Raw genomic sequence first — 22,750 nt, forward strand, 5'->3', positions numbered from 1 at the left:
CGGGCGCCGGAGCCGCGGGGGCGGCCGGGGCCGGGGCGGCAGCGGCGGGGGCCGGAGCCGCGGGAGCCGGAGCGGCGGCCGGGGCCGCGCCCGGGGCACCGATGACGGCGAGCTTCGCGCCGACCTCGGCGGTCTCGTCCTCGCCGACCACGATCTCCAGCAGCACGCCGGCGACCGGCGCGGGGATCTCGGTGTCGACCTTGTCCGTGGAGACCTCGAGCAGCGGCTCGTCCTCCGCGACCTCCTCGCCGACCTCCTTCAGCCAGCGGGTGACGGTGCCCTCGGTGACCGACTCGCCCAGCGCGGGCAGCACGACGTCGGTACCGGAGGCGCCACCGGCCGGAGCGGCCGGAGCGGCGGCGGGGGCCGGGGCGGCCGGAGCCGCGGGGGCCTCGGCGACCGGGGCGGGAGCGGCCGGAGCCGGGGCCGGGGCGGCCACGGGCTCGGCGGCCGGAGCCGGGGCGGCGGCGGGCGCGCCCGTGCCGTCGTCGATGACGGCCAGCTCGGCGCCGACCTCGACCGTCTCGTCCTCGGCGACCTTGATGGAGGCGAGGACACCGGCGGCGGGGGAGGGGATCTCGGTGTCGACCTTGTCGGTCGACACCTCGAGCAGCGGCTCGTCGGCCTCGACGCGCTCGCCCTCGGCCTTCAGCCAGCGAGTGACAGTGCCCTCGGTGACGCTCTCACCGAGCGCCGGAAGGGTTACGGAAACCGCCATGGTTTCTGTTGCTCCTTACGAATGGTGCGGAAGTCTGTGGTCGTCGTCGCGCCCAGGGGCGACGCGATGACTGAAATCAGCCGGGGACTGGATCAGTCGTGCGAGTGCAGCGGCTTGCCCGCGAGGGCCAGGTGGGCTTCGCCCATTGCCTCGTTCTGCGTCGGGTGGGCGTGGATGAGCTGGGCGACCTCGGCAGGCAGCGCCTCCCAGTTGTAGATCAGCTGAGCTTCGCCGACCTGCTCGCCCATGCGGTCGCCGACCATGTGGACGCCGACCACGGCACCGTCCTTCACCTGGACGAGCTTGATCTCGCCCGCGGTGTTGAGGATCTTGCTCTTGCCGTTGCCCGCGAGGTTGTACTTCAGGGCGACGACCTTGTCCGCGCCGTAGATCTCCTTGGCCTTGGCCTCGGTGATGCCCACGGAGGCGACCTCGGGGTGGCAGTACGTCACCCGGGGCACGCCGTCGTAGTCGATCGGAACGGTCTTGAGGCCGGCCAGACGCTCCGCCACCAGGATGCCCTCGGCGAAGCCGACGTGCGCGAGCTGGAGCGTCGGGACCAGGTCACCGACGGCGGAGATGGTCGGGACGTTCGTCCGCATGTACTCGTCGACCAGGACATAGCCGCGGTCCATCGCGACGCCCTGCTCCTCGTAGCCGAGACCGGCCGAGACCGGGCCGCGGCCGACGGCGACGAGCAGGACCTCGGCCTCGAACTCCTTGCCGTCGGCGAGGGTGACCTTGACACCGTCCTGGGTGTACTCGGCCTTCGAGAAGAAGGTGCCCAGGTTGAACTTGATGCCGCGCTTGCGGAACGCGCGCTCAAGAAGCTTGGAGGAGTTCTCGTCCTCGACCGGGACGAGGTGCTTGAGGCCCTCGATCACCGTCACGTCGGTGCCGAAGGACTTCCACGCGGAGGCGAACTCGACGCCGATGACGCCGCCGCCGAGCACGATCGCGGACTGCGGGACGTGGTCCAGGACCAGCGCGTGGTCGGAGGAGATGATCCGGTTGCCGTCGATGACCAGGCCCGGCAGCGACTTCGGCACGGAGCCGGTCGCGAGCAGCACGTGGCGGCCCTGGATGCGCTGGCCGTTCACGTCGACCGAGGTGGGGGAGGACAGTCGGCCCTCACCCTCGATGTACGTCACCTTGCGGGACGCGATGAGACCCTGCAGACCCTTGTACAGGCCCGAGATGACCCCGTCCTTGTACTTGTGGACGGCCGGGACGTCGATGCCCTCGAAGGTGGCCTTGACGCCGAACTGCTCGCTCTCGCGGGCCTGGTCGGCGATCTCGCCCGCGTGCAGCAGGGCCTTGGTGGGGATGCATCCCCGGTGCAGGCAGGTGCCTCCGACCTTGTCCTTCTCGATCAGGGCGACGTCCAGGCCCAGCTGCGCCCCGCGGAGCGCCGCGGCGTAACCGCCACTGCCACCGCCGAGGATCACTAGGTCGAAAACGGTGCTGGCGTCGTTCGCCACGTCACGTCCTCCATGCATGTGCGCCACGCCGGTCTCCAGTGACCGGTCGGCGGCTGGTGTCCGGCCGCTCTTCTTCGGCCCTGTGGTGGGGGCCCTGTCCTGCCGAGAACCCATCTTCGCACTTGTCCGGAGCGTTCGAGACGCCGGGCCGGTGTGTGAGAAGTCGCACTGTCCGAATACAGGGGGTACCTCCGCGCCCCGACAGGGGGCACGGAGGTACCGCGCGACCGGCCGCGCTTCACCCGCGGCCGTGAAGCACCTCTAGCCGAGATCGCCCGCGGCGGTCAGCTCGGCGAGTCGCACCAGCGTCCGCACCGCAGACCCCGTGCCACCCTTCGGCGTGTAGCCGAACGGGCCGGACTCGTTGAACGCGGGCCCGGCGATGTCCAGGTGCGCCCAGGTGATGCCTTCGCCCACGAACTCCTTCAGGAACAGACCGGCGACCAGCCCGCCGCCCATCCGCTCACCCATGTTGGCGATGTCGGCGGTCGGGGAGTCCATCCCCTTGCGCAGGTGCTCCGGCAGCGGCATCGGCCAGGACTCCTCGCCGACCTCCTCCGCGGCCTCGACGATCGCCGTACGGAACGCGTCGTCGTTGGCCATCACGCCGAAGGTGCGGTTGCCGAGCGCGAGCACCATCGCGCCGGTCAGCGTCGCCACGTCGATGATCGCGTCCGGCTTCTCCTCGGACGCCTTCCACAGCGCGTCGGCGAGCACGAGACGGCCCTCGGCGTCGGTGTTGAGGACCTCGACGGTCTTGCCGCTGTACATGCGCAGCACGTCACCGGGGCGGGTGGCGGAACCGGAGGGCATGTTCTCGGCGAGCGCCAGCCAGCCGGTGACGTTGACCTCGAGGCCCAGGCGCGCCGCGGCGACCACGGCGGCGAAGACCGCCGCCGCGCCGCTCATGTCGCACTTCATCGTCTCGTTGTGCCCGGCGGGCTTGAGGGAGATGCCGCCCGAGTCGTAGGTGATGCCCTTGCCGACGAACGCGAGGTGCTTGGTCGCCTTCGGCGAGGTGTACGACAGCTTCACCAGGCGGGGAGCGGCGGCCGAGCCCGCGCCGACGCCGAGGATGCCGCCGTAGCCGCCCTTCGCCAGGGCCTTCTCGTCCAGCACCTGCACCTTGATGCCGTGCTCCTTGCCGGCGGCGGTGGCGACGGCGGCGAAGGCCTCGGGGTAGAGGTCGTTCGGCGGGGTATTGATGAGGTCGCGGGCGCGGTTGAGCTCCTCGGTCACGGCGGTGGCACGCGCGAGGGCCGCCTTGTACGCCGCGTCCCGGGGCTTGCCGCCGAGCAGGGTGACCTCGGCGAGCGGGGCCTTGCCGTTCTTCGCGTCCTTGCCGTTCTTGCCGTTCTCCTTGTAGGCGTCGAAGGCGTACGCGCCGAGCGCCGCGCCCTCAGCCAGGACGCCCGCGTCGGCGGCGTCGGTGATCGGCAGGGCGAAGACGGCCTTCTTGGCACCGGCGAGCGCGCGGGCCGCGGCACCGGCCGCGCGGCGCAGCGCCTCGGCGCTGAACGTGTCGTCCTTCTCCGGGACGGCTCCCAGTCCGACGGCCACGACGACGGGCGCCTTGAAGCCGGTCGGCGCGGGCAGCTTCGTCACCTCGCCCTCGCCGCCGGATGCGCCGAGGGTCTCCAGGATCCCGGCGAGTGCGCCGTCGTACGCCTTGTCCACGGCCTCGGCACCCGGTGCGACGACCGGGCCCTTGGCGCCCTTCGCGACACCGACGACGATCGCGTCGGCCCGCAGGCCGGACGCCGCGGCGGTGCTGAGAGTCAGAGCAGTCACTGTGGTGAGATCTCGCTTCCATTGTTTTGCTGCGGCCGAGTAGGGATGGGTCGACCGGGCCCTGACGAATGACCCTAGATCCGGCCTCAGGGAGTGTCTTTACCTGGGTGGCACATACTCGGGACGAGCCTACGCGCGCCGCCGGGTTTCGCTCATTCCTACGCTCGCTGGAAGTTCAGCCGAGGGAGAGCGCCACGAGGGCGGTGGTCGCCGCCGTCTCGGCGAGGCCGCCGAAGACGTCGCCCGTGATGCCGCCGAAGCGGCGGGTGCAGTGACGCAGGAGCAGTTCGGCGGTCGCGCAGGCGGCGAGGACGGCCAGGGGGGCGCGTACGAGGTCGTACGTGCCGAGGAGCGCGCCGGCGCCGGCCGCCGCGACGGTGACGGCGAGGGTCACCAGCAGGGCGCCGCGCACGGGCACCGTGCCCGCGACCGCGGCACCCAGGCCCTCGGGGCGGGCCGGGGGCACCCCGGTGCGCGCGGCCAGGGTGAGGGCGAGACGGGCCGCGGTCGCCGAGACGACGGCCGCGAGCACACCCCGCGCCCACGAGGCCTCGTAGGCCTGGAAGAGCGCGGCGACCTGCGCCAGCAGCACGAAGAGCAGGGTGATCACGCCGAACGGGCCGATGTCGGACTGCTTCATGATGCGCAGCGCGTCCTCGGCGGGCTTGCCGCTGCCGAGGCCGTCCGCGGTGTCGGCGAGCCCGTCGAGATGCAGACCACGGGTGAGCGCGGCCGGTACGGCGGCGGTGGCGACGGCGGCCAGCAGCGGGCCCGCGCCCATCGCGAGCAGCGTCACGCCCACCAGGGCCGCGCCCGCCCCGACGACCAGCCCGGCGACGGGGGCGCACAGCATTCCGCCGCGCGCCGCCTCACGGTCCCAGCGGGTGACCGTGACGGGGAGCACGGTCAGGGTGCCGAAGGCGAAGCGGAGGCCGTGGGGGAGAGGGGTCCTGGACACCGGCGCAGGGTACCCGGGGAGGTTGCGGGCCGACCGAGGACGGGTGCGGCGGCCGGGCGTGAGAGCCGCGGATAAAGTGCGCAATATGGGTCATTGGTTGCAGAGGAACATCATCGAACCGGGAAAGCTGCCGCTTCTGCTGGCACTCGCCTCCTTCGTGCTGACCTTTGTGATCACCCGTGTCATCGTCCGCCTCATCCGCGCGGGCAAGGGTCCGTTCGGCAACGTCAAGGCGGGCGGTCTGCACATCCACCACGTCGTGCCCGGTGTCGTCCTGACCGTGATCGGCGGCTTCGGCGCGGTGGCCAGCTCCCGGCACGGCGGCTTCGGCGCCGCCCTGTTCGCGGTGGTGTTCGGGATGGGAGCCGGGCTGGTGCTCGACGAGTTCGCGCTGATCCTGCACCTCGACGACGTGTACTGGAGCGAGGAGGGCCGCAAGAGCGTCGAGGTCGTCCTGGTCACGGCGGCCCTCGTCGGCCTGGTGCTCGGCGGGTTCCTGCCGTTCGGGGTCAACGACATGACCCAGGAGGAACTCCAGGACCGGGGCGGGGTCATCCTGAGCGTCGCCGTGAACTTCCTCTTCGCCCTGCTCGCCCTGAGCAAGGGCAAGGCCCGCATGGCGATCTTCGGCGTGATCGTCCCGTTCGTGGCCCTCATCGGCGCCGTCCGGCTGGCCCGCCCGGTCTCCCCGTGGGCCAAGCGCTTCTACCGCCGCAGGCCGCGCGCCCGGGCCAGGTCGATGCTGCGCGCCTACCACCACGACCGCCGCTGGTTCGGCCCGCGCCGCAAACTTCAGGACTGGATCGGCGGAAAACCGGATCCCGTCCGGCCCCTGCCCGGCCGCCGGTGAAGGCGACGGTGGCGGTGGTGGTGGCGGTGACGCAGGATCGAGATCCCGTACAGCACGAAGACCGCGGCGAGCGCGGCGATGTGCTCCTTGCCCGCGAGGTTCCCCTTGAACGCCACCTCGATCACCATCGCCGCGACCACCCCCCACCCCGTCCAGTAGGCGCGATAGCGCCAGGCGACGAAGACGGCGAGACCGACCACGGCCGCCGAGGGCCCGGTGTCCACGACCTGCGCGTCCGTCACGGGCAGCCCCAGCGGGTTGCCCGGGCTCAGTGAGATCGCCACGCGCGCGTAGAGCGTGCCGGCCAGTGTGGCGGCGTACGCGATGACGAGCATCCGCCACCAGCCCAGACAGATCTCGGCGATCCCGAACACGATGAGAAGTTGCAGCAGCGCGCCCCACACCGGCAGGTCGAGGGCCGGCACGAACAGGGAGAGCGGGGTGCGCAGCAGGGCCAGCCAGAGCGGCTCCTCGGCCCGCACGGAGCCGATGTCCTGCACGAACTGGAAGCCCCAGGGCTGGTTCTGCACGAACTGGAGGATGGCCGTCAGACAGACGGCCCCGAGCGTCACCGGCATCGCCCGCCATCGCTGTCCGGCGAGTGCCTCGCGCACGGTGACGTACAGCAGTCCCCATTCGGCGCGGGCGAGGCGGGCGAGGGTGTTCATGCAGCGGTCCCCATCCGTCCTGCCGTCCCGGTCCCCGTCCGGCAGGCTCTCCCCGTCTGTCCGGCCACCCTCATCGGTGCGACTCCAGGTGCCTGCGGTGCAGCCACTTCGGCAGTCCGGGTGCTTCGAGAAACCCCTCGGCGCGCGCGGCCGCGAGGCCGATGCGCAGCAGGTCCGCGCTCTTCTCGAAGAGCAGGAACCGGGGTTCCCAGATCGGCCGGTACTTGGCGTTGGCCCGGTACAGCGACTCGATCTGCCACCAGCGTGAGAAGAAGCTGAGCAGGGAACGCCACAGCCGCAGGACCGGCCCGGCACCGAGGCGTCCACCTCGTTCGAAGACGGAACGGAACATGGCGAAGTTGAGCGAGACCTGGGTGATCCCGATCTCCTGGGCGCGGCGCAGGAGTTCGATCACCATGAACTCCATCAGCCCGTTCTCGGCGTCCCGGTCACGCCGCATGAGATCGAGCGAGAGCCCCTGCGGCCCCCACGGCACGAAGGACAGCAGCGCCCGCAACTCCCCCTCTCCGTCGGTGCATTCCAGCATCACGCACTGCCCGTCGCCCAGGTCGCCGAGCCGTCCGAGCGCCATGCTGAACCCGCGCTCGGTGGCCCCGTCCCGCCAGTCGTCGGCACGTCGCAGGAGGTACTCCATCTCGTCGGCCGGGATGTCCTCGTGCCGCCGGATGCGCACCTCGTACCCGGCCCGCTTGACCCGGTTGTAGGCCTGCCGGACCGTGCGCATGGCGCGTCCCTCGAGGGTGAACTCGGCGGTCTCGACGATCGCCTCGTCACCGAGTTCGAGGGCGTCGAGCCCGTGCCGTGAGTAGACGGTCCCCGCCTCCTCGCTCGCTCCCATCACCGCCGGGATCCAGCCGTGCGCGCGGGCCTCGGCGAGCCAGGGCTCGATGGCGCCGGGCCACGCCTCCGGGTCGCCGATCGGGTCGCCGGAGGCCAGCGAGACCCCTCCGACGACGCGGTACGCGACCGCGGCTTTGCCCGTCGGCGACCAGATCACGCTCTTCTCCCGGCGCAGCGCGAAGTAGCCCAGCGAGTCGCGGTCGCCGTGCCGGTCGAGCAGGGTGCGCAGCCGTTTCTCGTCGTCCTCGGTGAGCGGGTCGACGGCGCGGCGGGAGCGGAAGGCGGCGTAGAACACGGCGAGGACCAGCAGGGTGCTGAGCACGTTGATGGTGACGTTGACCCAGTTGGCGATCTCCAGGCCGCGGAAGCGGGAGTCGTCGGCGGCGACGGAGACCAGTCGCAGGGCGCCGTAGCGCCAGCGGTCCCAGAAGGTCGAACGGTAGGCGTCCTGCGCGCTGTTGGTGACCGTCACCAGCAGCGCGGCGAGCAGGGAGGCGACGAGCAGTCCGCCGACGGCGACGGCCGCGGCGAGCTTGGGGTTCGACCGGTCGCCCTTCGCGTAGAACTCCCGGCGACCGATCACGAGCGAGACGACGAAGGCGGCGGTCAGGGCGATGGAGACCCAGTTCTGGGCGTACTGGCGGATCTCCGGGAACGTCATCGCGACGGCGAACAGCATCAGGAACAGTCCGCTGAGCACGAAGTTCAGGATCCACGCGGCCCGTTTGCGGCGACGCATCGTGATGGCCAGGAACATGGTGAACACACCCGACGCGAATCCCGCCGTCAGCAGGTACGGGGTGAAGAGGTTCTCGGTGTTGTGGCGCCGTACGTCCTGCCCGAGCGACACCCACGCGGCGCTGAGGAAGTTGATGAACGCGACGGCCCGCAGGTACCAGACCGCGAAGGCGGCGGCTCTGCGGGACGCCGTGGACAGGTGGTCCCCTTCACCCTGACGGGCCGGGACCCGCTCCTGATCAGCGGCAATTCGGGCATCTCCCATAAAGGGCGATGATATGGGGCGGGGTGCGTCGTGCGGGGGAGGGGCGGTACGGGTGATGCGGGCCGGGGATTTGTTGCGGGGTGGGTTTCGCTCCTAGTTCTTTGGTTGCGGGCCGGTGGGGGCTGGTCGCGCAGTTCCCTGCGCCCCTAAAAGCCTCGGGGTGGACGCCGTTCGAGGGCGAGGCCGTTCACTCGTTCTGGTCGGAGACCTCGGGCTCGGGCTCGGCCTCAGGTGCGGGGTCGGGCTCGGGAGTCGGAGTTTCCGGGAGTTCGGCGGAGAGGGCGGCGGCGGCCTGGACGAGGGGGAGGGCGAGGAGGGCTCCCGCGCCCTCGCCGACCGTGACGCCGTGGTCGAGGAGGGGTTCGAGGGCCATGCGGTCCAGGGCCTTCGCCTGGGCCGGCTCGCCGCTGTTCTGGCCGGCCAGCCACCAGTCCGGCGCCCGGAAGGCGACCCGCTGCCCCACGAGGGCACACGCGGCCGAGACGACCCCGTCGAGGATCACCGGCATCTTCCGCACCGCGCTCTGCAACAAGAACCCCGTCATCGCCGCGAGATCGGCGCCGCCCACCACCGCGAGCAGCTGCAGCTGATCCCCGAGCACCGGCCGAGCCCGCCGCAAGGCGTCCCGCACGGCCGCGCACTTGCGCATCCACGCGAGGTCGTCGATGGGCCGCCCGCCCCGCCCGGTGACCACGGACGCGTCGGTCCCGCACAGCGCCGCGACCAGCACGGCCGCCGCGGTGGTCCCGCCGACGCTCACATCGCCGAGCACCACCAGATCCGTACCGGAGTCCGCCTCCTCGTCCGCGACCGCGACCCCCGCCCGGAACGCGGCCTCGGCCTCCTCCGGGGTCAGCGCGTCCTCGACGTCGATCCGCCCCGACCCGCGCCGCACCCGATGCCCTGCGACCTCCGCGGGCAGCTCCTGCGGATCGCAGTCCAGCGCCATGTCGACGACCCGTACCGGCACGCCGAGCCGGCGCGCCAGCACCGCCGCGGGGCTCGCGCCCTCCAGGACCGCCCGCACCAACTGGTCGGCGGTGCCCGCGGGCCGCGCCGACACACCGAGTCCGGCGACCCCGTGGTCGCCCGCGAACAGCACCACACGCGGGTGCTCGATCGGCCGCACCGGCACCGCGGACTGCGCCGCCGCCAGCCACTCACCCAGTTCGTCGAGGCGGCCCAGCGCCCCGGGCGGCACGATCTGGCGTTCCCGGCGCGCCTCGGCGTCCCGGCGCACGCCTCCGTCGGGGCGCTCGATCAGATCGGTGAAGTCGTCGAGATTAAGCGAGCTCATTCGCCGAACAGTACCGGCAGCGATCGAACACGTCCGCGCCACGTCGTTGCGCCCCGGATCACGATCCGCTACGTACCGTTTGTGTCGGATTGTCCTACGGCTCGCTCGCGTGCCCCGCCGTCCCCCCACCCTGCCGTCCCCAGGAGCGTCCATGCCCCCCACGCCACCCCCGAGCGCCGAGCGCCGCGCCGCCTACGCGGCCGAACTCGCCCAAGGCACCGACCGGTTCCACGAACCGCGCCGGGAGGACTGCCCCTGGTGCGGCTCGAAGCGGCTGCGCACCCGGCTGCGGACGCCGGACCAGGTGCAGCGCAAGCCCGGCACCTTCGTCGTCGACGAGTGCGCGGACTGCTCCCACGCCTTCCAGAACCCCCGGCTCAGCGCGGAGGGGCTGGCCTTTTACCACCGGGACTTCCACGAGGGACTCGACGGCCTCACCGACCGGCTCCTGGGCGCCCGCGGCAGCAGAGGGCGCCACCGGGCCGCCGCCCGCGCCCTGCTCCGCCACGCCGAGCCGGAGAGCTGGCTCGACGTCGGCACCGGGCACGGGCACTTCCCGGCCGTCGCCCGGGAGGTCCACCCGTACACGTCCTTCGACGGCCTCGACCCCACCCGGCGGGTCGAGAAGGCACGGGCGGCCGGGCACATCGAGGAGGCCCACCGAGGCCGGCTCACCGACCCCCGGATCATCGGGCGGCTGAGCGCCCGCTACGACGTCGTGAGCATGTTCCACCATCTGGAGCACACCCGCGACCCGCGCGAGGAACTGCGCGCCGCCCTGACGGTCCTGCGGCCCGGCGGTCACCTCCTCGTCGAAGTGCCGGACCCCGACTGCGCGTTCGGCGCGCTGCTGGGCAGGTGGTGGGTGTCGTACGGCCAGCCGCGCCATCTGCACCTGATGCCGCTGTCCAACCTGCTGGGCGAACTGGAGTCCCTCGGCTGCGAGATCGTCGCGACGGACCGCCGCGAACCGCACATCCCGTACGACCTCGCCGGCGCCCTCGCGCTGGCCCTCGGCCGGGTCCTGCCCGACCTCGACGCTCCCTGGCGCCCCACCCCGCCGACCTCGTTCCAGCGCACCCTGCACGCGGTCCTGGCCCGGGCGAGCGTCCCGCTGCTCGCCTCGGCCTCCGCCCTGGACCACGCGATGGCCCCGGTCTTCCGCCGCACCCGCTTCTCGAACGCCTTCCGGATCATCGCCCGCAGACAATCCTGAGGCCCGGTCAGCACTGGTCGGCCCCGGTCGGCTCCGGTCAGCCCCGCAATGCCAGCGCCTGCCCCGCCACCACCAGCAGCACGTGCTCGCACTCCGCCGCGAACCCCGCGTTCAGGCGGCCGAGTTCGTCGCGGTAGCGGCGCCCGGAGGCGGTGGCGGGGACGATGCCGGAGCCGACCTCGTTGGAGACGGCGACGAGGGTGCGGCGCGTGTTGCGGACGGCGGAGGTGAGTTCCTCGACGCGGGCGCGCAGCGCGCGTTCGCCGCCGCCGGCCCACTCCGCGTCGTCCCACGCGTTCACGGAGTCCATCGCGTCCGTGAGCCAGAGGGAGAGGCAGTCGACCAGGAGGGGAGGCCCGGAGCCCTCCAGGAGCGGCACCAGGTCGCAGGTCTCCACCGTGCGCCAGGAGCCGGGCCGCCGCTCACGGTGGACGTGCACGCGCGACGCCCACTCGTTGTCCCCGCCCCGGGACCCGCCCGTCGCCACGTACAGCACCCCGGGGAAGGACTCCAGACGCCGTTCCGCCTCCACCGACTTGCCCGAGCGCGCCCCGCCGAGCACGAGGGTGCGGCGCGGTACGTCGGGTACGTCCTCGTAGACGCCCACGTCCAGCGTCGTCCCGTCCGGCACCGCCCGCGCGCCCGCCGCCGCGAGCCGCCGCCGCAGTTCGGGGCCCGGCGGCACGTCGTGGTCGAGGTGGACCGCGATCACGTCCGTCGTCGGCCCGACGGCCCCGACCGCGCGCAACTTCGCCAGGGCGTCCGGCCGCCCCACCACATCGGCGACCACCATGGCGTACGAGTCGCCGTTCTCCTCAAGTCCCGCGGGCGCCGCGCCCGGCGGCAGATACAGCAGCCGCTGTCCGTCCGGTCCGGTCACCGCGTACCCCGTGCCGGGCGAGTCCATCGGCACCGCCCGCACCCGGTGTCCGGTCAGCAGCGCCAGCTCGCTGCCGTCGGGAACCCGTACGGGCTGCGGGAGCCCGGCCGGCACCTCGACGGCGGGCCCGTCGTGCGGATGCGAGAGCAGCACCTGCCGTACACCGCCCAGCGAGTGCCCGGCGCGCGCCGCGGCGAACGCGGCCCCAGGCGTGAGGTCGAGCAGCAGGGTGCCGTCCACGAGCAGCGCGGTGGCCGCCCGCGCGTCCTCGCCGAGCGCACTCGCACAGGCCGCACAGGGACAGTCGGGACGGGGCAGGCCCTCGGGGGCGCCGGTGCCGAGCAGAGTCAGTTCCACGCCCTGATTTTCCCGTGTCACCGTGGGTGGCGCGCGTTCGGGTACAGCGCCCGTAGGCGCGCGGGGCCGTTCACGACCCGCGACGCGTGCCGCGACTCGCGATCTTCTGTTCCGCACCCGGCTCAGCGCCTAGGCTTCGGACGGGAGCCGGATCTTGTGCGGCTTCCGCTGTGCAGTGTGCTCACACCTGGGAGGCGTACATGGCGGCATGGACGTGGCGGTTCGAGAAGTCCGACGGGACAGAGGTCCAACCCGCGGTACAGCCCGAGGAGTTCACCACACAGGGGGATGCGGAGTCCTGGATCGGCGAGGTCTGGAAGGACCTCCTGGAGGGCGGTGCGGACCAGGTGTTCCTCTTCGAGGACAGCACGAAGATCTACGGGCCGATGAGCCTGCACGCCGAACCGGAGTAGGCCGGCCGGGGTTGCCGGGACCGCTCCCGGCAACCCCGTTCGCCGTGCGTCAACCCCTCGCCGTCGCCTTCACCCCCGTACCTACTGCTCGCCCAGCCGCACGCCGACCGTCCGCTCGGCCGCGCCCCGGACGAAGGTCACCCGCGTCCGCTGGCCCGGCTTGTCGGCCGCGAGCGCCTCGGCGAGCGAGGTGAGGGTGGTGATGTCGTTCGTGCCGATCCGGGTGATGATGTCGCCGGGCCGGATGCCCGCCGTGTCGGCCGCGCCGCCGGGCTTCACCTCGACCACGGCGACACCCGCGGGCGTATAGGTCTCGTCGAGCACGGTACGGCCGGTGATGCCGAGCGCCGCCCGTCCCGAGTCGGTGACCTTGCCGGTCCTGATGATCTGGTCGGCGATCGTCCGCACCATCGAGGCGGGGATCGCGAATCCGATACCGGGCGCCGTGCCGCCCCCGAGGCTCGGGTCCGTCGCGGCCAGCGTGGGAATGCCGATGACCTGCCCGTTCAGGTCGACGAGCGCGCCGCCGCTGTTGCCCGGGTTGATCGCGGCCGACGTCTGCACCATGTTGGCGATGGTGGCCCCCGTCCCGCCGTCGGCGCTGCCCTCGCTGACGGTGCGCCCGGTCGCCGACACGATGCCCTGGGTCACGCTGGACGACAGCCCGAGCGGCGAGCCCATCGCCAGCACGATCTGGCCGACCTCGACCTTCTCCGAGTTCCCGATGGTGGCCGCCTTCAGCCCGCTCGGCACCTTGTCCAGCTTGATGACGGCGAGGTCCTGGCCCGGGTAGGTGTACACGAGCTTGGCCGTCAGCACGTTCTGGCTGTTGGCCGTCGTCACCCTGAACGTCTTCTCGCTCCCGACCACGTGCGCGTTGGTGACGATGTGTCCCTGGCCGTCGTACACCACCCCCGAGCCCAGTTCGTCGCTCGCCTGGATCTGCACCACCGAGGGCAGGACGTTCTTGATCACCTTCAGGTACGCGTTCTGCAGGTCGTCGGCCGCGAGCGGGACGACCGCCTGCGTCGTCCCGTCCTTCGTCCCGTCCTTCTTAGCGGGTGCCCCGGCGTCGGAACAGCCGGAGAGCAGGGCGGCGGCGCAGGCGAGGGCGGTGATGACGAGGGCGGTTATGGGGAGCAGCGGACGCGACACGGGGGCACGGGTGGCAGCCATGTCCCGAGTGTCCCTTTCGCGGCTCTGCTCCGGCTCGCGGTGCAGGGCCGAACAGGGGGCGATCAGGCAGCGATCGGTCTTGTACGCCGCAGGGATCGATCAGCCGCGTACGCCGCAGAGATGCAGCAGGGCCGCCACCCGGCGATAGGGGTCCGTCCGCCCGGCCCGCTCCTCGGCGGCCAGGAGAGTTTCCACGTCCTCGGGGACGGGGGTCCCGTCGGGCGCCGTGTCCGTGAAGACCCGCACGCCGTACCAGGCGTGCAACGCCGCCCCGATCCCCGCGAGCGTCGACGTCAGCGTGGCGAGCCGGTCCGCGCGGACGGCGAGGCCGAGCCGATTGACGTAGGCGTCCGTGTCGAACGCGGCCAGGGTCGCCGTCCAGTCGCCGGACAGGCCCGGCCGCATGGCCAGCGCGTCGGCGTTGCGCACCAGCAGCGAGAGCAGCCCGCCCGGGGCCAGCATCCGCGCCAGCCCCGCGAGGAGCGGGTCCGGCTCCTCGACGTACATGAGTACGCCGTGGCACAGCACCACGTCGAAGCTGCCAGGCAGGAAGTGCACGCCCGTCTCGCGGCCGTCGCCCTCGATGAGCCGCACCCGGCTCCGGATGCCCTCGGGCTCGGCGGCCAGCGCCTCCCGGGCCACGGCGAGCATCTTCGCGTCCTGCTCGAGGCCGGTCACCTGATGCCCGGCCCTGGCCAGCCGCAGCGCCTGCGTGCCCTGGCCCATTCCGACGTCGAGCACCCGCAACCGCTGCCCGACCGGGAACCGGCCGGCTATCTGCTCGTCGAGCTGCCGGGCCACCAGCTCCTGTCGTACGACATCACGCAGCCCGCCCAGCTTGCTCAGCCAGGCATCCGCCGCGCCTCCGGAGAACGATGTCGCGCTCAGGGCCGCTCTCCGCGCTTGACCTGCGGCTTCGGCAGCCGGAGGCGACGCATCTGGAGAGTACGCATCAGCGCGTAGGCGACCGCGCCCTTCTTGGGCACGTCGGGGAAGCGGGCGGCCAGCTGCTTCTTCAGGCGGATCGCGATGCCGATCGAGTCGACCACGATCATCACGATCACCACGAGCCACAGCAGCAGCGCGATGTTCTGCAGCGAGCCCACCCGCACCATGCTCAGCACGAGGATGACCACGGCCATCGGCAGGAAGAACTCCGCGACACAGAAGCGCGAGTCCACGAAGTCGCGTGCGAACTTCCGCACCGGCCCCTTGTCACGGGCGGGCAGATAGCGCTCGTCGCCGTTGGCCAGGGCCTGGCGCTGCTTCTCCATCTGGACACGGCGCTCGTCGCGCTGCCGCTTGGCCGCCTCCTTGCGCGTCGTCGGCGTCTGGGCGACGCTACGACGCTGGGTCTGGGCCTCACTGCGCTTGGGCGTGGGGCGGCCCTTGGGGGCCTGCGGGTCACGGGTCTGCTTGGAGTCGGTCACCTGCGCCTTGTCGGCGGGGGCCTTCTCTTCCTTGGCACGGCTACGGAACACAAAACCCAAGGGTACGGGGTGCGGCGGCATGGACGTCATTCGAGTGGGGAACGATCCGGCAACACCGTACGTCTGTAGTGGGACAGAGGGGACGTTGTGTACGGGTGGACCCCGAGTCCCACCTACTCCCTACGCCGGAGCGGTGCCGTACGCAGTCGTCCTTGGGGATGAGCGCATCCGTCCCCGAACAGTGCGGTAATGGATGCAGGGCCCGTACTGTGGGTTCTGTTGCAGTACCTGGAGCTGGAGTCCGTCAGAAGGGGGCGCGCGAAGCCCATGAGCGGTGTCATGAAGCGTATGGGGATGATCTTCCGCGCGAAGGCGAACAAGGCCCTTGACCGGGCCGAGGACCCGCGCGAAACCCTCGATTACTCGTACCAGAAGCAGCTGGAGCTGCTGCAGAAGGTGCGCCGCGGCGTCGCGGACGTGGCGACCAGCCGCAAGCGCCTCGAACTTCAGCTGAACCAGCTACAGAACCAGTCCACCAAGCTGGAGGACCAGGGCCGCAAGGCGCTCGCGCTCGGCCGGGAGGACCTGGCCCGCGAGGCGCTCTCCCGCCGTGCGGCGCTCCAGCAGCAGGTGACGGACCTGGAGACGCAGCACCAGACCCTCCAGGGCGAGGAGGAGAAGCTCACCCTCGCGGCGCAGCGGCTCCAGGCCAAGGTGGACGCCTTCCGCACCAAGAAGGAGACCATCAAGGCGACCTACACGGCGGCCCAGGCGCAGACCCGCATCGGAGAGGCCTTCTCCGGCATCTCCGAGGAGATGGGCGACGTCGGCATGGCGATCCAGCGCGCCGAGGACAAGACCGCGCAGCTGCAGGCCCGCGCCGGCGCGATCGACGAGCTGCTCGCCTCCGGTGCGCTCGACGACCAGTCCGGTCTGGCCAAGGACGACATCCAGAGCGAGCTGGACCGGCTCTCCGGTGGTACGGATGTAGAGCTGGAACTGCAGCGCATGAAGGCCGAGCTCGCCGGTGGTTCGCCGCAGCAGGCGATCGAGGGCGGCACGGGACAGTCCACGTCGCAGTCCCAGCCGCAGGACACCCCGCGCTTCGACAAGCAGTGACCCACACCTAGGGCGCCTGAGGAGGGCGACATGATCGTACGGATCATGGGGGAGGGGCAGGTGAGGTTGGACGACAGCCACCTCACCGAACTGAACAAGCTGGACGACGAGCTGCTCGCCGAGATGGAGAGCGGTGACGAGGCCGGCTTCCGCCGCACCCTGACCACTCTTCTGGACCAGGTCCGCCGCCTCGGCGCTCCGCTTCCCGACGACGCCCTCGAACCCTCCGACCTCATCCTGCCGTCCCCCGACGCGACCCTCGAAGAGGTCCGCGCCATGCTGACCGACGAGGGCCTGATCCCTGGCTGACGGTTCCCTCCGGGGGTTGAGCGGGGGGAGCTCCTCAGCTCCGGGGCCGCCCGGCTCGCCCACGCAGTTCCCTGCGGCCCTGACCGGGGCTGCGCCCGCGTCCCCCGCCCACCCGAAGTCCTTCGGCTGCGGGCCGTGGGGGCTGGGCGCGCAGTTCCCCGCGCCCCTAAAAGCCTCGGCTCGCCCTCGTTTTCAGCCCGTCCGGCGTTTGAGGACGAGGCCGTTCAGGCCGATGGGGGTCTGGGGGCGGAGCCCCCAGGTGGGACGGGTAAGGGCGGCGGGGGCGAGAAACGTTGGGGTCCGGTGGCGACCGTTCCGCCCCCTGCAAGGGCCCCGTACCGTAAAACGAGTGAGCACTCTAGAGCGCACGAAGTGCAGACTCCGCGCGCATCCGATGGCACTGGACGCCACCCTGGCGGCCGGCGTACTCGTGACGATGATGGCCAGCTCCTTCGTCGACCCCCACGGGGAGAACGGAGCGACCTGGGGCACGCACACCCCGAACGTCCTCAGCCTCACCCTCATGGTGCTCAGCGCCGCCGCCCTGGTGTTCCGCCGCCGCGCCCCCAGAACCATCCTCGCCACGACCGGCGCGTTCTCCGCCGTGGAACTGGTCGCCAGCGACCCCAGAGCCCCGGTGGTGATGTCCGCCGTCGTCGCCCTCTACACCGTCGCCTCGGCCACGGACCGCCCCACCACCTGGCGCGTCGGCCTGCTCACGATGACGGTGCTGACGGCCTGCGCGATGCTGGTCGGCCCCCTGCCCTGGTACGCGCAGGAGAACCTCGCGATCTTCGCCTGGACGGGCATGGCCGCCGCCGCGGGCGACGCCGTACGCAGCCGCCGCGCCTTCGTGCACGCCATCCGCGAACGCGCCGACCGCGCCGAGCGCACCCGCGACGAGGAGGCCCGCCGTCGGGTCGCCGAGGAGCGGCTGCGCATCGCCCGCGACCTGCACGACGTCGTCGCCCACCACATCGCCCTCGTCAACGTGCAGGCCGGAGTCGCGGCCCATGTGATGGACAAGCGCCCCGACCAGGCCAAGGAAGCCCTCGCGCACGTCCGCGAGGCCAGCCGCTCGGCCCTCAACGAACTGCGCGCCACCGTCGGCCTGCTGCGCCAGTCCGGCGACCCCGAGGCCCCCACGGAACCCGCCCCTGGCCTCGCCCGCCTCGACGAACTCGCCGACACCTTCCGCAACGCCGGACTCCCCGTGGAAGTCGCCCGCGCCGACCACGGCAGCACCCTCCCCGCCGCCGTCGACCTAGCCGCGTACCGCGTCATCCAGGAAGCCCTCACCAATGTGCAGAAACACGCCGGCCCGGAGGCGAAGGCCGAGATCAGCGTCGTACGCGTGGGACCGAACGTGGAAGTGACCGTCCTCGACAACGGACCCGGGCAGGACGACGGCCCGGAGGAGGGCGGCGGGCACGGGCTGCTCGGGATGCGCGAGCGGGTCACCGCGCTCGGCGGCACTTGCACGACCGGTCCCCGCTACGGAGGCGGCTTCCGGGTCCATGCGATCCTTCCGGTCAAGAACCGCACCGCGCCCGCCCTGGGGGACTCCGCATGACCATCCGTGTCCTGCTCGCCGACGACCAGGCGCTGCTGCGCAGCGCGTTCCGTGTCCTCGTCGACTCCGAGCCCGACATGGAGGTGGTCGGCGAGGCGTCCGACGGCGCGGAGGCGCTGCGGCTCACCCGGGAGGTCCGCGCCGACGTGGTGTTGATGGACATCAGGATGCCGGGCACCGACGGCCTCGCCGCCACCCGGCTGATCAGCGCCGACCCGGGACTCGCGCACGTACGGGTGGTCATGCTGACGACCTTCGAGGTCGACGAGTACGTGGTGCAGTCGCTGCGGGCCGGCGCCTCCGGCTTCCTCGGCAAGGGCGCGGAGCCGGAGGAACTGCTGAACGCCATCCGGATCGCGGCGGGCGGCGAGGCACTGCTGTCCCCGGCGGCCACCAAGGGGCTGATCGCCAAGTTCCTCGCCCAGGGGGACGGTTCGGACGAGGGCCGGGACTCCGCCCGGGCGGAGCGGCTCGAGGCGCTCACCGGGCGCGAGCGCGAGGTGCTCGTCCAGGTCGCGGGAGGACACTCCAACGACGAGATCGCCGAGCGGCTGGAGGTCAGCCCGCTCACCGTGAAGACGCACGTCAACCGGGCCATGGCCAAGCTCGGCGCCCGCGACCGGGCCCAACTCGTCGTCATCGCCTACGAGTCGGGCCTCGTACGCCCGAGGGTGGACTGATCTCCGCGTTACGGCAGCGCCAGCATCCGCTCCAGCGCCAGCTTCGCGAACGCCTCCGTCTCCTTGTCCACCTCGATGCGGTTGACCAGGTTGCCCTCGGCGAGGGACTCCAGGGTCCACACCAGGTGGGGGAGGTCGATGCGGTTCATGGTGGAGCAGAAGCAGACCGTCTTGTCGAGGAAGACGATCTCCTTGTCCTCGGCAGCGAAACGGTTCGCCAGGCGGCGGACCAGGTTCAGCTCCGTGCCGATCGCCCACTTGGAGCCGGCCGGGGCGGCCTCCAGGGCCTTGATGATGTACTCCGTGGAGCCGACGTAGTCCGCCGCCGACACGACCTCGTGCTTGCACTCGGGGTGGACGAGGACGTTCACGCCGGGGATGCGCTCGCGGACGTCGTTCACCGAGTCCAGCGAGAAGCGGCCGTGGACCGAGCAGTGGCCGCGCCACAGGATCATCTTGGCGTCGCGCAGCTGCTGCGCGGTGAGGCCGCCGTTCGGCTTGTGGGGGTTGTAGAGGACGCAGTCCTCCAGGCTCATCCCCATGTCGCGGACGGCGGTGTTGCGGCCGAGGTGCTGGTCGGGGAGGAAGAGGACCTTCTCACCCTGCTCGAACGCCCACTCCAGGGCCCGCTGGGCGTTGGAGGAGGTGCAGATCGTGCCGCCGTGCTTGCCGGTGAACGCCTTGATGTCGGCGGACGAGTTCATGTACGAGACGGGCACGACCTGCTCGGCCACCCCGGCCTCGGTCAGCACGTCCCAGCACTCGGCGACCTGCTCGGCCGTCGCCATGTCGGCCATGGAGCAGCCGGCGGCGAGGTCGGGGAGGACCACCTTCTGGTCGTCGGACGTCAGGATGTCCGCGGACTCCGCCATGAAGTGCACACCGCAGAAGACGATGTACTCGGCCTCCGGGCGCGCGGCGGCGTCGCGGGCCAGCTTGAAGGAGTCGCCCGTGACGTCGGCGAACTGGATGACCTCGTCGCGCTGGTAGTGGTGGCCGAGCACGAAGACCTTGTCCCCGAGTTTCTCCTTGGCCGCGCGGGCCCGCTCCACGAGGTCCGGGTCGGACGGCGAGGGCAGGTCTCCGGGACACTCGACGCCGCGCTCGCTCCTCGGGTCGGCCTCACGGCCGAGCAGCAGCAGGGCGAGGGGCGTCGGCTGTACGTCGAGCTCCTGGGTCTGGGCGGTGGTCACGACACGCACCCTTTCTGTTCTGCGGCTCGCTTGGATCACGGGGGCGATCCAGCGGGACATTCGGACTAGCCTTTTCGTCGAAATGACGCTATCTATCATAACCGCTTCACGTCATGTTGACGATGCCCATAGTGTCGATGTGACGTGAATCCCGGAGGTTGTCCACAGGCCGCTGTCCGCTCTCCGGCGCGTGTGCGAGCATGGGAGGCGAGAACGGAAAGCCCACGGAAAGGCAGACTCTCGGCCCGGAATGAATCCGCGGCCCCGGCGGTTGCAATCGTCGGCAAGCAGTCTCCGTACAACCCGGGAGAGAAGCAGATGTCCGTATCGGACGAGAAGACCACCGTGAGCGACGGCATCATGCTGTCCGACGCCGCTGCGGGCAAGGTCAAGGCCCTGCTCGACCAGGAAGGCCGCGACGATCTGGCGCTGCGCGTCGCCGTTCAGCCCGGCGGCTGCTCCGGTCTGCGCTACCAGCTCTTCTTCGACGAGCGCTCCCTCGACGGCGATGTCGTCAAGGACTTCGGTGGCGTCAAGGTGGTCACCGACCGCATGAGCGCTCCGTACCTGGGCGGCGCGTCCATCGACTTCGTGGACACCATCGAGAAGCAGGGCTTCACGATCGACAACCCGAACGCGACGGGCTCCTGCGCCTGCGGCGACTCCTTCAGCTGAGTCCCGGCCAACTGCGAACGCGTCACGCGTACGAAGGCGGCGTCCCCCTCCGACAGGGACGCCGCCTTCGCGTATCCGGGGCCCTACGCGGAGCCACCCAGCCCGCTCCCGCTCGCGTGGCTACCGTGCCTGAGGCGTCTTCATCGCGGCGCCGGCCGGCTTGCCCTCCGGGATCGGCGTGCCGTCGGACCCGACGACCTTCCGGTCGCCGAGCGGCTGGTCGAGGTGCACCGTCTTCTCGTACACCTTGGCGATGAGGATGCAGATCTTGCCCTGCCACGGTGTCTCGGTCACCTTGACGGTCACCTTGTCCGTGCTCTCGCTCGCGGAGGCGGAGTAGTCCGCGCACACCCCGCCCGTGAAGCTCACGGTCAGGTCCTTGCCGTCGGCCGTGTAGCCCTGCACCTTGACGTCACGGGACGTCGGCGTCGCGGTGGGCCGCGGGCTGGGGGTGGCCGTCGGCGTCGGTGCCGCGGTCGGCTCCGGCGAGGCCAGGTACTTCGGGGCGACCGCCGGATGCGTCACCGTGAAGGCGGAGTCCGTGCCCGTCGGCCGTACCTCGAACAGCCAGGACGGCACCAGTGTCTGGTGCCCGGACACGAAGTGCGAGGCCAGCCCGAAGACGGCCTTCTCGACGGCCACCGACTCCCGCTTCGGCACCGCTGTCGACGCGCGGCACGGCGTCTCGTCACGGTCCTTCAGCGGTACGGCACTGGCGCAGCCGCCGGGTCCCATGCGCTCGCCGCCCGGCGTCGCGAGAGAGGCCGGGCCGTTCATCAGGTCCAGGGTCTTGCTCGCGCTGATCACGGGATACGTGTCTCCCTCGACCGGCGTCTTCAACTGGCCGTTGCCGCCCACCACCTGGCCGTCCGGGCCGACCTGGACGCCGGTCGTCCAGCCGTACGTGGGCAGGCCCCCGACCTTCGGGTCCGCGTTCACCACCCGTACGGCGCCCATGAGCTGGCTCGCGTCCAGCTTGGCGTCGTCCTGGCCCAGCGCCTTCAGCACGGGCACGGCGGCCTTCTTCGCGGCGGTCTCGGTCACCGCGTGGCTGCTCGGGGAGCCGGGGTCGCTCGTGCACACGGCGCCCTTGCAGTTGTCGGTGCCGGGCGTGTACCGGTTGAACGTCCAGGTCCCGGGGGCCCGCTGGTTCACCTGGAGGCTGGGTCCCGAGCCGTCCTTGTCCTGGCCGACCTTCCAGGTCTCGCCGGTGAGCTTCGGGGTGCCCGCGATGTCCAGGGCCTTCGCGAGGCGGGCCACCTCTGCCGCCGTGACCTCGCCCTTCGCCGCGTAGACGGGCGCGGAGTCCGGGCCGGCGGGCAGGGTGCCGTTCGCGTGGTAGGTCGCGCCGTAGGGGTTGGGCTCACCGGGCGCGATATCGCCCGTACCGCCCGTGCCACCCGTACCGCCCTCGGTGTAGCCGTCCAGGACCAGCGGCGGGGGAGTGCCGTCGGCGCCGGGGCTCGCGGAGTGGTCGCGGTCGCTTCCGCCGCCGGACGCGGTCGCGGCGAAATAGGCCCCGCCGCCCCCGACGAGCAGCACCGCGGCCGCGACGGAGGCGACGGCCGCCGGGGAATGACGGCGGCGCGGCTTCGCCGGCTCGCCGCCGTCCTCGGGGGGCTCGGGCGCTTCGGTCTCGGGTCGCTCGGTGCTCACCGCATCGCTCCTTCTGGTCGTACACCGCATCCCCTTTACGGGGGACAGCGATGGGACGCAGCGGGGGAGCGCACGGTTCCCTGCGGGCGCCGTTCGGGGCCGCCCTTTTCGAGGACCTTTCGGGTCCTGTCAGTCGCCGTAGTCGGACATCGCGTCCAGCAGGCGGGCGGACGCGGGAGGCACGGTCACCCCGTGGATGCGCGACGGGGACACGGGAAGGTCGGGACGGGAGATGATCGGGTCCGGTGCCGCCCAGTCCCGGGCCAAGGCGCCGTCGCCGCGCAGCGACGCCAGATCGCCTTCGAGGTCGTGCGGAGCGGAGCCGTGGACCTTGCGGTTCGTCATGACGGAACCGTATGCACGCCGAGTGTTACGAAGAAAGACCTACTATCGGGTAGTTTTGACCGCTTCAGAGGGCACGTGTCGACCGGGTAGCGTGAACTGTC

Annotated in this window: 22 protein-coding genes; 8 read left to right on the plus strand and 14 right to left on the minus strand. The window is 71.5% G+C overall.

Translation table 11 applies throughout. From position 1 onward, the window contains the following. The 4 genes from KVT44_RS41130 to KVT44_RS41145 form a co-directional block, all read right to left on the minus strand. The coding region (locus KVT44_RS41130; protein ID WP_302832173.1) for a biotin/lipoyl-containing protein at positions 1–718 on the minus strand (718 nt) is incomplete at its 3' end. 92 nt (positions 719–810) lie between these two features. Then, complete coding sequence (lpdA, locus tag KVT44_RS41135) at positions 811–2,199, minus strand: dihydrolipoyl dehydrogenase (protein ID WP_217572995.1); 1,389 nt, start codon at positions 2,197–2,199, stop codon at positions 811–813. Between the two features lie 261 nt (positions 2,200–2,460). After that, positions 2,461–3,990, minus strand: a complete 1,530-nt coding sequence (locus KVT44_RS41140; RefSeq protein WP_075026455.1) for a leucyl aminopeptidase — start codon at positions 3,988–3,990, stop codon at positions 2,461–2,463. Positions 3,991–4,165: 175 nt separating this feature from the next. Then, the gene (locus KVT44_RS41145) at positions 4,166–4,948 is read right to left on the minus strand and encodes an adenosylcobinamide-GDP ribazoletransferase (RefSeq protein ID WP_075026454.1); all 783 of its coding nucleotides are present in this window, start codon (positions 4,946–4,948) and stop codon (positions 4,166–4,168) included. Between the two features lie 85 nt (positions 4,949–5,033). Here KVT44_RS41145 and KVT44_RS41150 point away from each other — a divergent pair, with 85 nt between their 5' ends. Further along, positions 5,034–5,798, plus strand: a complete 765-nt coding sequence (locus tag KVT44_RS41150) for a hypothetical protein (RefSeq protein ID WP_099923067.1) — start codon at positions 5,034–5,036, stop codon at positions 5,796–5,798. Here the strand turns inward: KVT44_RS41150 and KVT44_RS41155 are convergent. From KVT44_RS41155 to cobT, 3 genes are all read right to left on the minus strand, one after another. Further along, on the minus strand, positions 5,741–6,466 hold the full coding sequence (locus KVT44_RS41155; protein WP_217572997.1) for a hypothetical protein: 726 nt from the start codon (positions 6,464–6,466) through the stop codon (positions 5,741–5,743). The genes KVT44_RS41150 and KVT44_RS41155 overlap by 58 nt on opposite strands. A gap of 70 nt (positions 6,467–6,536) precedes the next feature. After that, positions 6,537–8,330: a phosphatidylglycerol lysyltransferase domain-containing protein gene (locus KVT44_RS41160; protein ID WP_190170137.1), complete on the minus strand. Its 1,794-nt coding sequence runs from the start codon at positions 8,328–8,330 to the stop codon at positions 6,537–6,539. 187 nt (positions 8,331–8,517) lie between these two features. Continuing rightward, positions 8,518–9,627: a nicotinate-nucleotide--dimethylbenzimidazole phosphoribosyltransferase gene (gene cobT / locus KVT44_RS41165; RefSeq protein ID WP_217572999.1), complete on the minus strand. Its 1,110-nt coding sequence runs from the start codon at positions 9,625–9,627 to the stop codon at positions 8,518–8,520. Between the two features lie 151 nt (positions 9,628–9,778). Between cobT and KVT44_RS41170 the strand changes: the two genes are divergently transcribed. Beyond that, positions 9,779–10,843, plus strand: coding sequence for a class I SAM-dependent methyltransferase (locus tag KVT44_RS41170; protein WP_217573001.1), 1,065 nt, complete (start codon positions 9,779–9,781; stop codon positions 10,841–10,843). 37 nt (positions 10,844–10,880) lie between these two features. On the opposite strand, the gene KVT44_RS41175 is transcribed toward KVT44_RS41170, so the two are convergent. After that, positions 10,881–12,080: a bifunctional adenosylcobinamide kinase/adenosylcobinamide-phosphate guanylyltransferase gene (locus tag KVT44_RS41175; RefSeq protein WP_099923071.1), complete on the minus strand. Its 1,200-nt coding sequence runs from the start codon at positions 12,078–12,080 to the stop codon at positions 10,881–10,883. A gap of 200 nt (positions 12,081–12,280) precedes the next feature. Between KVT44_RS41175 and KVT44_RS41180 the strand changes: the two genes are divergently transcribed. Further along, entirely contained in the window at positions 12,281–12,493 is a 213-nt protein-coding gene (locus KVT44_RS41180) for a hypothetical protein (protein ID WP_054231569.1), read from the plus strand. A gap of 81 nt (positions 12,494–12,574) precedes the next feature. On the opposite strand, the gene KVT44_RS41185 is transcribed toward KVT44_RS41180, so the two are convergent. The 3 genes from KVT44_RS41185 to KVT44_RS41195 form a co-directional block, all read right to left on the minus strand. Next, positions 12,575–13,669 (minus strand): S1C family serine protease, encoded by a 1,095-nt coding sequence (locus tag KVT44_RS41185; protein ID WP_099923072.1) that lies wholly within the window; start codon positions 13,667–13,669, stop codon positions 12,575–12,577. A gap of 99 nt (positions 13,670–13,768) precedes the next feature. Continuing rightward, positions 13,769–14,470 (minus strand): bifunctional 2-polyprenyl-6-hydroxyphenol methylase/3-demethylubiquinol 3-O-methyltransferase UbiG, encoded by a 702-nt coding sequence (locus KVT44_RS41190; protein WP_099923073.1) that lies wholly within the window; start codon positions 14,468–14,470, stop codon positions 13,769–13,771. Positions 14,471–14,553: 83 nt separating this feature from the next. Next, on the minus strand, positions 14,554–15,180 hold the full coding sequence (locus KVT44_RS41195) for a DUF3043 domain-containing protein (protein WP_079089405.1): 627 nt from the start codon (positions 15,178–15,180) through the stop codon (positions 14,554–14,556). Between the two features lie 246 nt (positions 15,181–15,426). Here KVT44_RS41195 and KVT44_RS41200 point away from each other — a divergent pair, with 246 nt between their 5' ends. The 4 genes from KVT44_RS41200 to KVT44_RS41215 all read left to right on the plus strand — a co-directional run bounded on the left by KVT44_RS41200 (position 15,427) and on the right by KVT44_RS41215 (position 18,780). After that, complete coding sequence (locus KVT44_RS41200) at positions 15,427–16,218, plus strand: PspA/IM30 family protein (RefSeq protein ID WP_054231594.1); 792 nt, start codon at positions 15,427–15,429, stop codon at positions 16,216–16,218. Between the two features lie 30 nt (positions 16,219–16,248). Then, positions 16,249–16,527: a hypothetical protein gene (locus KVT44_RS41205; protein WP_054231565.1), complete on the plus strand. Its 279-nt coding sequence runs from the start codon at positions 16,249–16,251 to the stop codon at positions 16,525–16,527. Positions 16,528–16,876: 349 nt separating this feature from the next. Continuing rightward, positions 16,877–18,100: a sensor histidine kinase gene (locus tag KVT44_RS41210; RefSeq protein WP_217573003.1), complete on the plus strand. Its 1,224-nt coding sequence runs from the start codon at positions 16,877–16,879 to the stop codon at positions 18,098–18,100. Continuing rightward, a complete protein-coding gene (locus tag KVT44_RS41215) occupies positions 18,097–18,780 on the plus strand; it encodes a response regulator transcription factor (protein WP_099923075.1) in 684 nt (227 codons plus the stop codon). Before KVT44_RS41210 ends, KVT44_RS41215 begins: the two co-directional genes overlap by 4 nt. An 8-nt stretch (positions 18,781–18,788) precedes the next feature. On the opposite strand, the gene nadA is transcribed toward KVT44_RS41215, so the two are convergent. After that, positions 18,789–19,973 carry a quinolinate synthase NadA gene (nadA, locus tag KVT44_RS41220; protein ID WP_054231593.1) on the minus strand — a complete coding sequence of 395 codons (1,185 nt, stop codon included), beginning with the start codon at positions 19,971–19,973 and terminating at the stop codon, positions 18,789–18,791. A 318-nt stretch (positions 19,974–20,291) separates the two neighbouring features. On the opposite strand from nadA, the gene KVT44_RS41225 reads away from it, so the two are divergent. After that, positions 20,292–20,648, plus strand: coding sequence for an iron-sulfur cluster assembly accessory protein (locus KVT44_RS41225; protein ID WP_054231562.1), 357 nt, complete (start codon positions 20,292–20,294; stop codon positions 20,646–20,648). A 120-nt stretch (positions 20,649–20,768) separates the two neighbouring features. Here the strand turns inward: KVT44_RS41225 and KVT44_RS41230 are convergent, their stop codons facing one another. Continuing rightward, on the minus strand, positions 20,769–22,334 hold the full coding sequence (locus KVT44_RS41230; protein ID WP_217573005.1) for a hypothetical protein: 1,566 nt from the start codon (positions 22,332–22,334) through the stop codon (positions 20,769–20,771). Between the two features lie 99 nt (positions 22,335–22,433). Continuing rightward, complete coding sequence (locus KVT44_RS41235) at positions 22,434–22,649, minus strand: hypothetical protein (protein ID WP_099923077.1); 216 nt, start codon at positions 22,647–22,649, stop codon at positions 22,434–22,436. Positions 22,650–22,750 lie beyond the last annotated feature (101 nt).

It is taken from the genome of Streptomyces sp. GbtcB7, assembly GCF_019091445.1.
Classification (GTDB): domain Bacteria; phylum Actinomycetota; class Actinomycetes; order Streptomycetales; family Streptomycetaceae; genus Streptomyces; species Streptomyces mirabilis.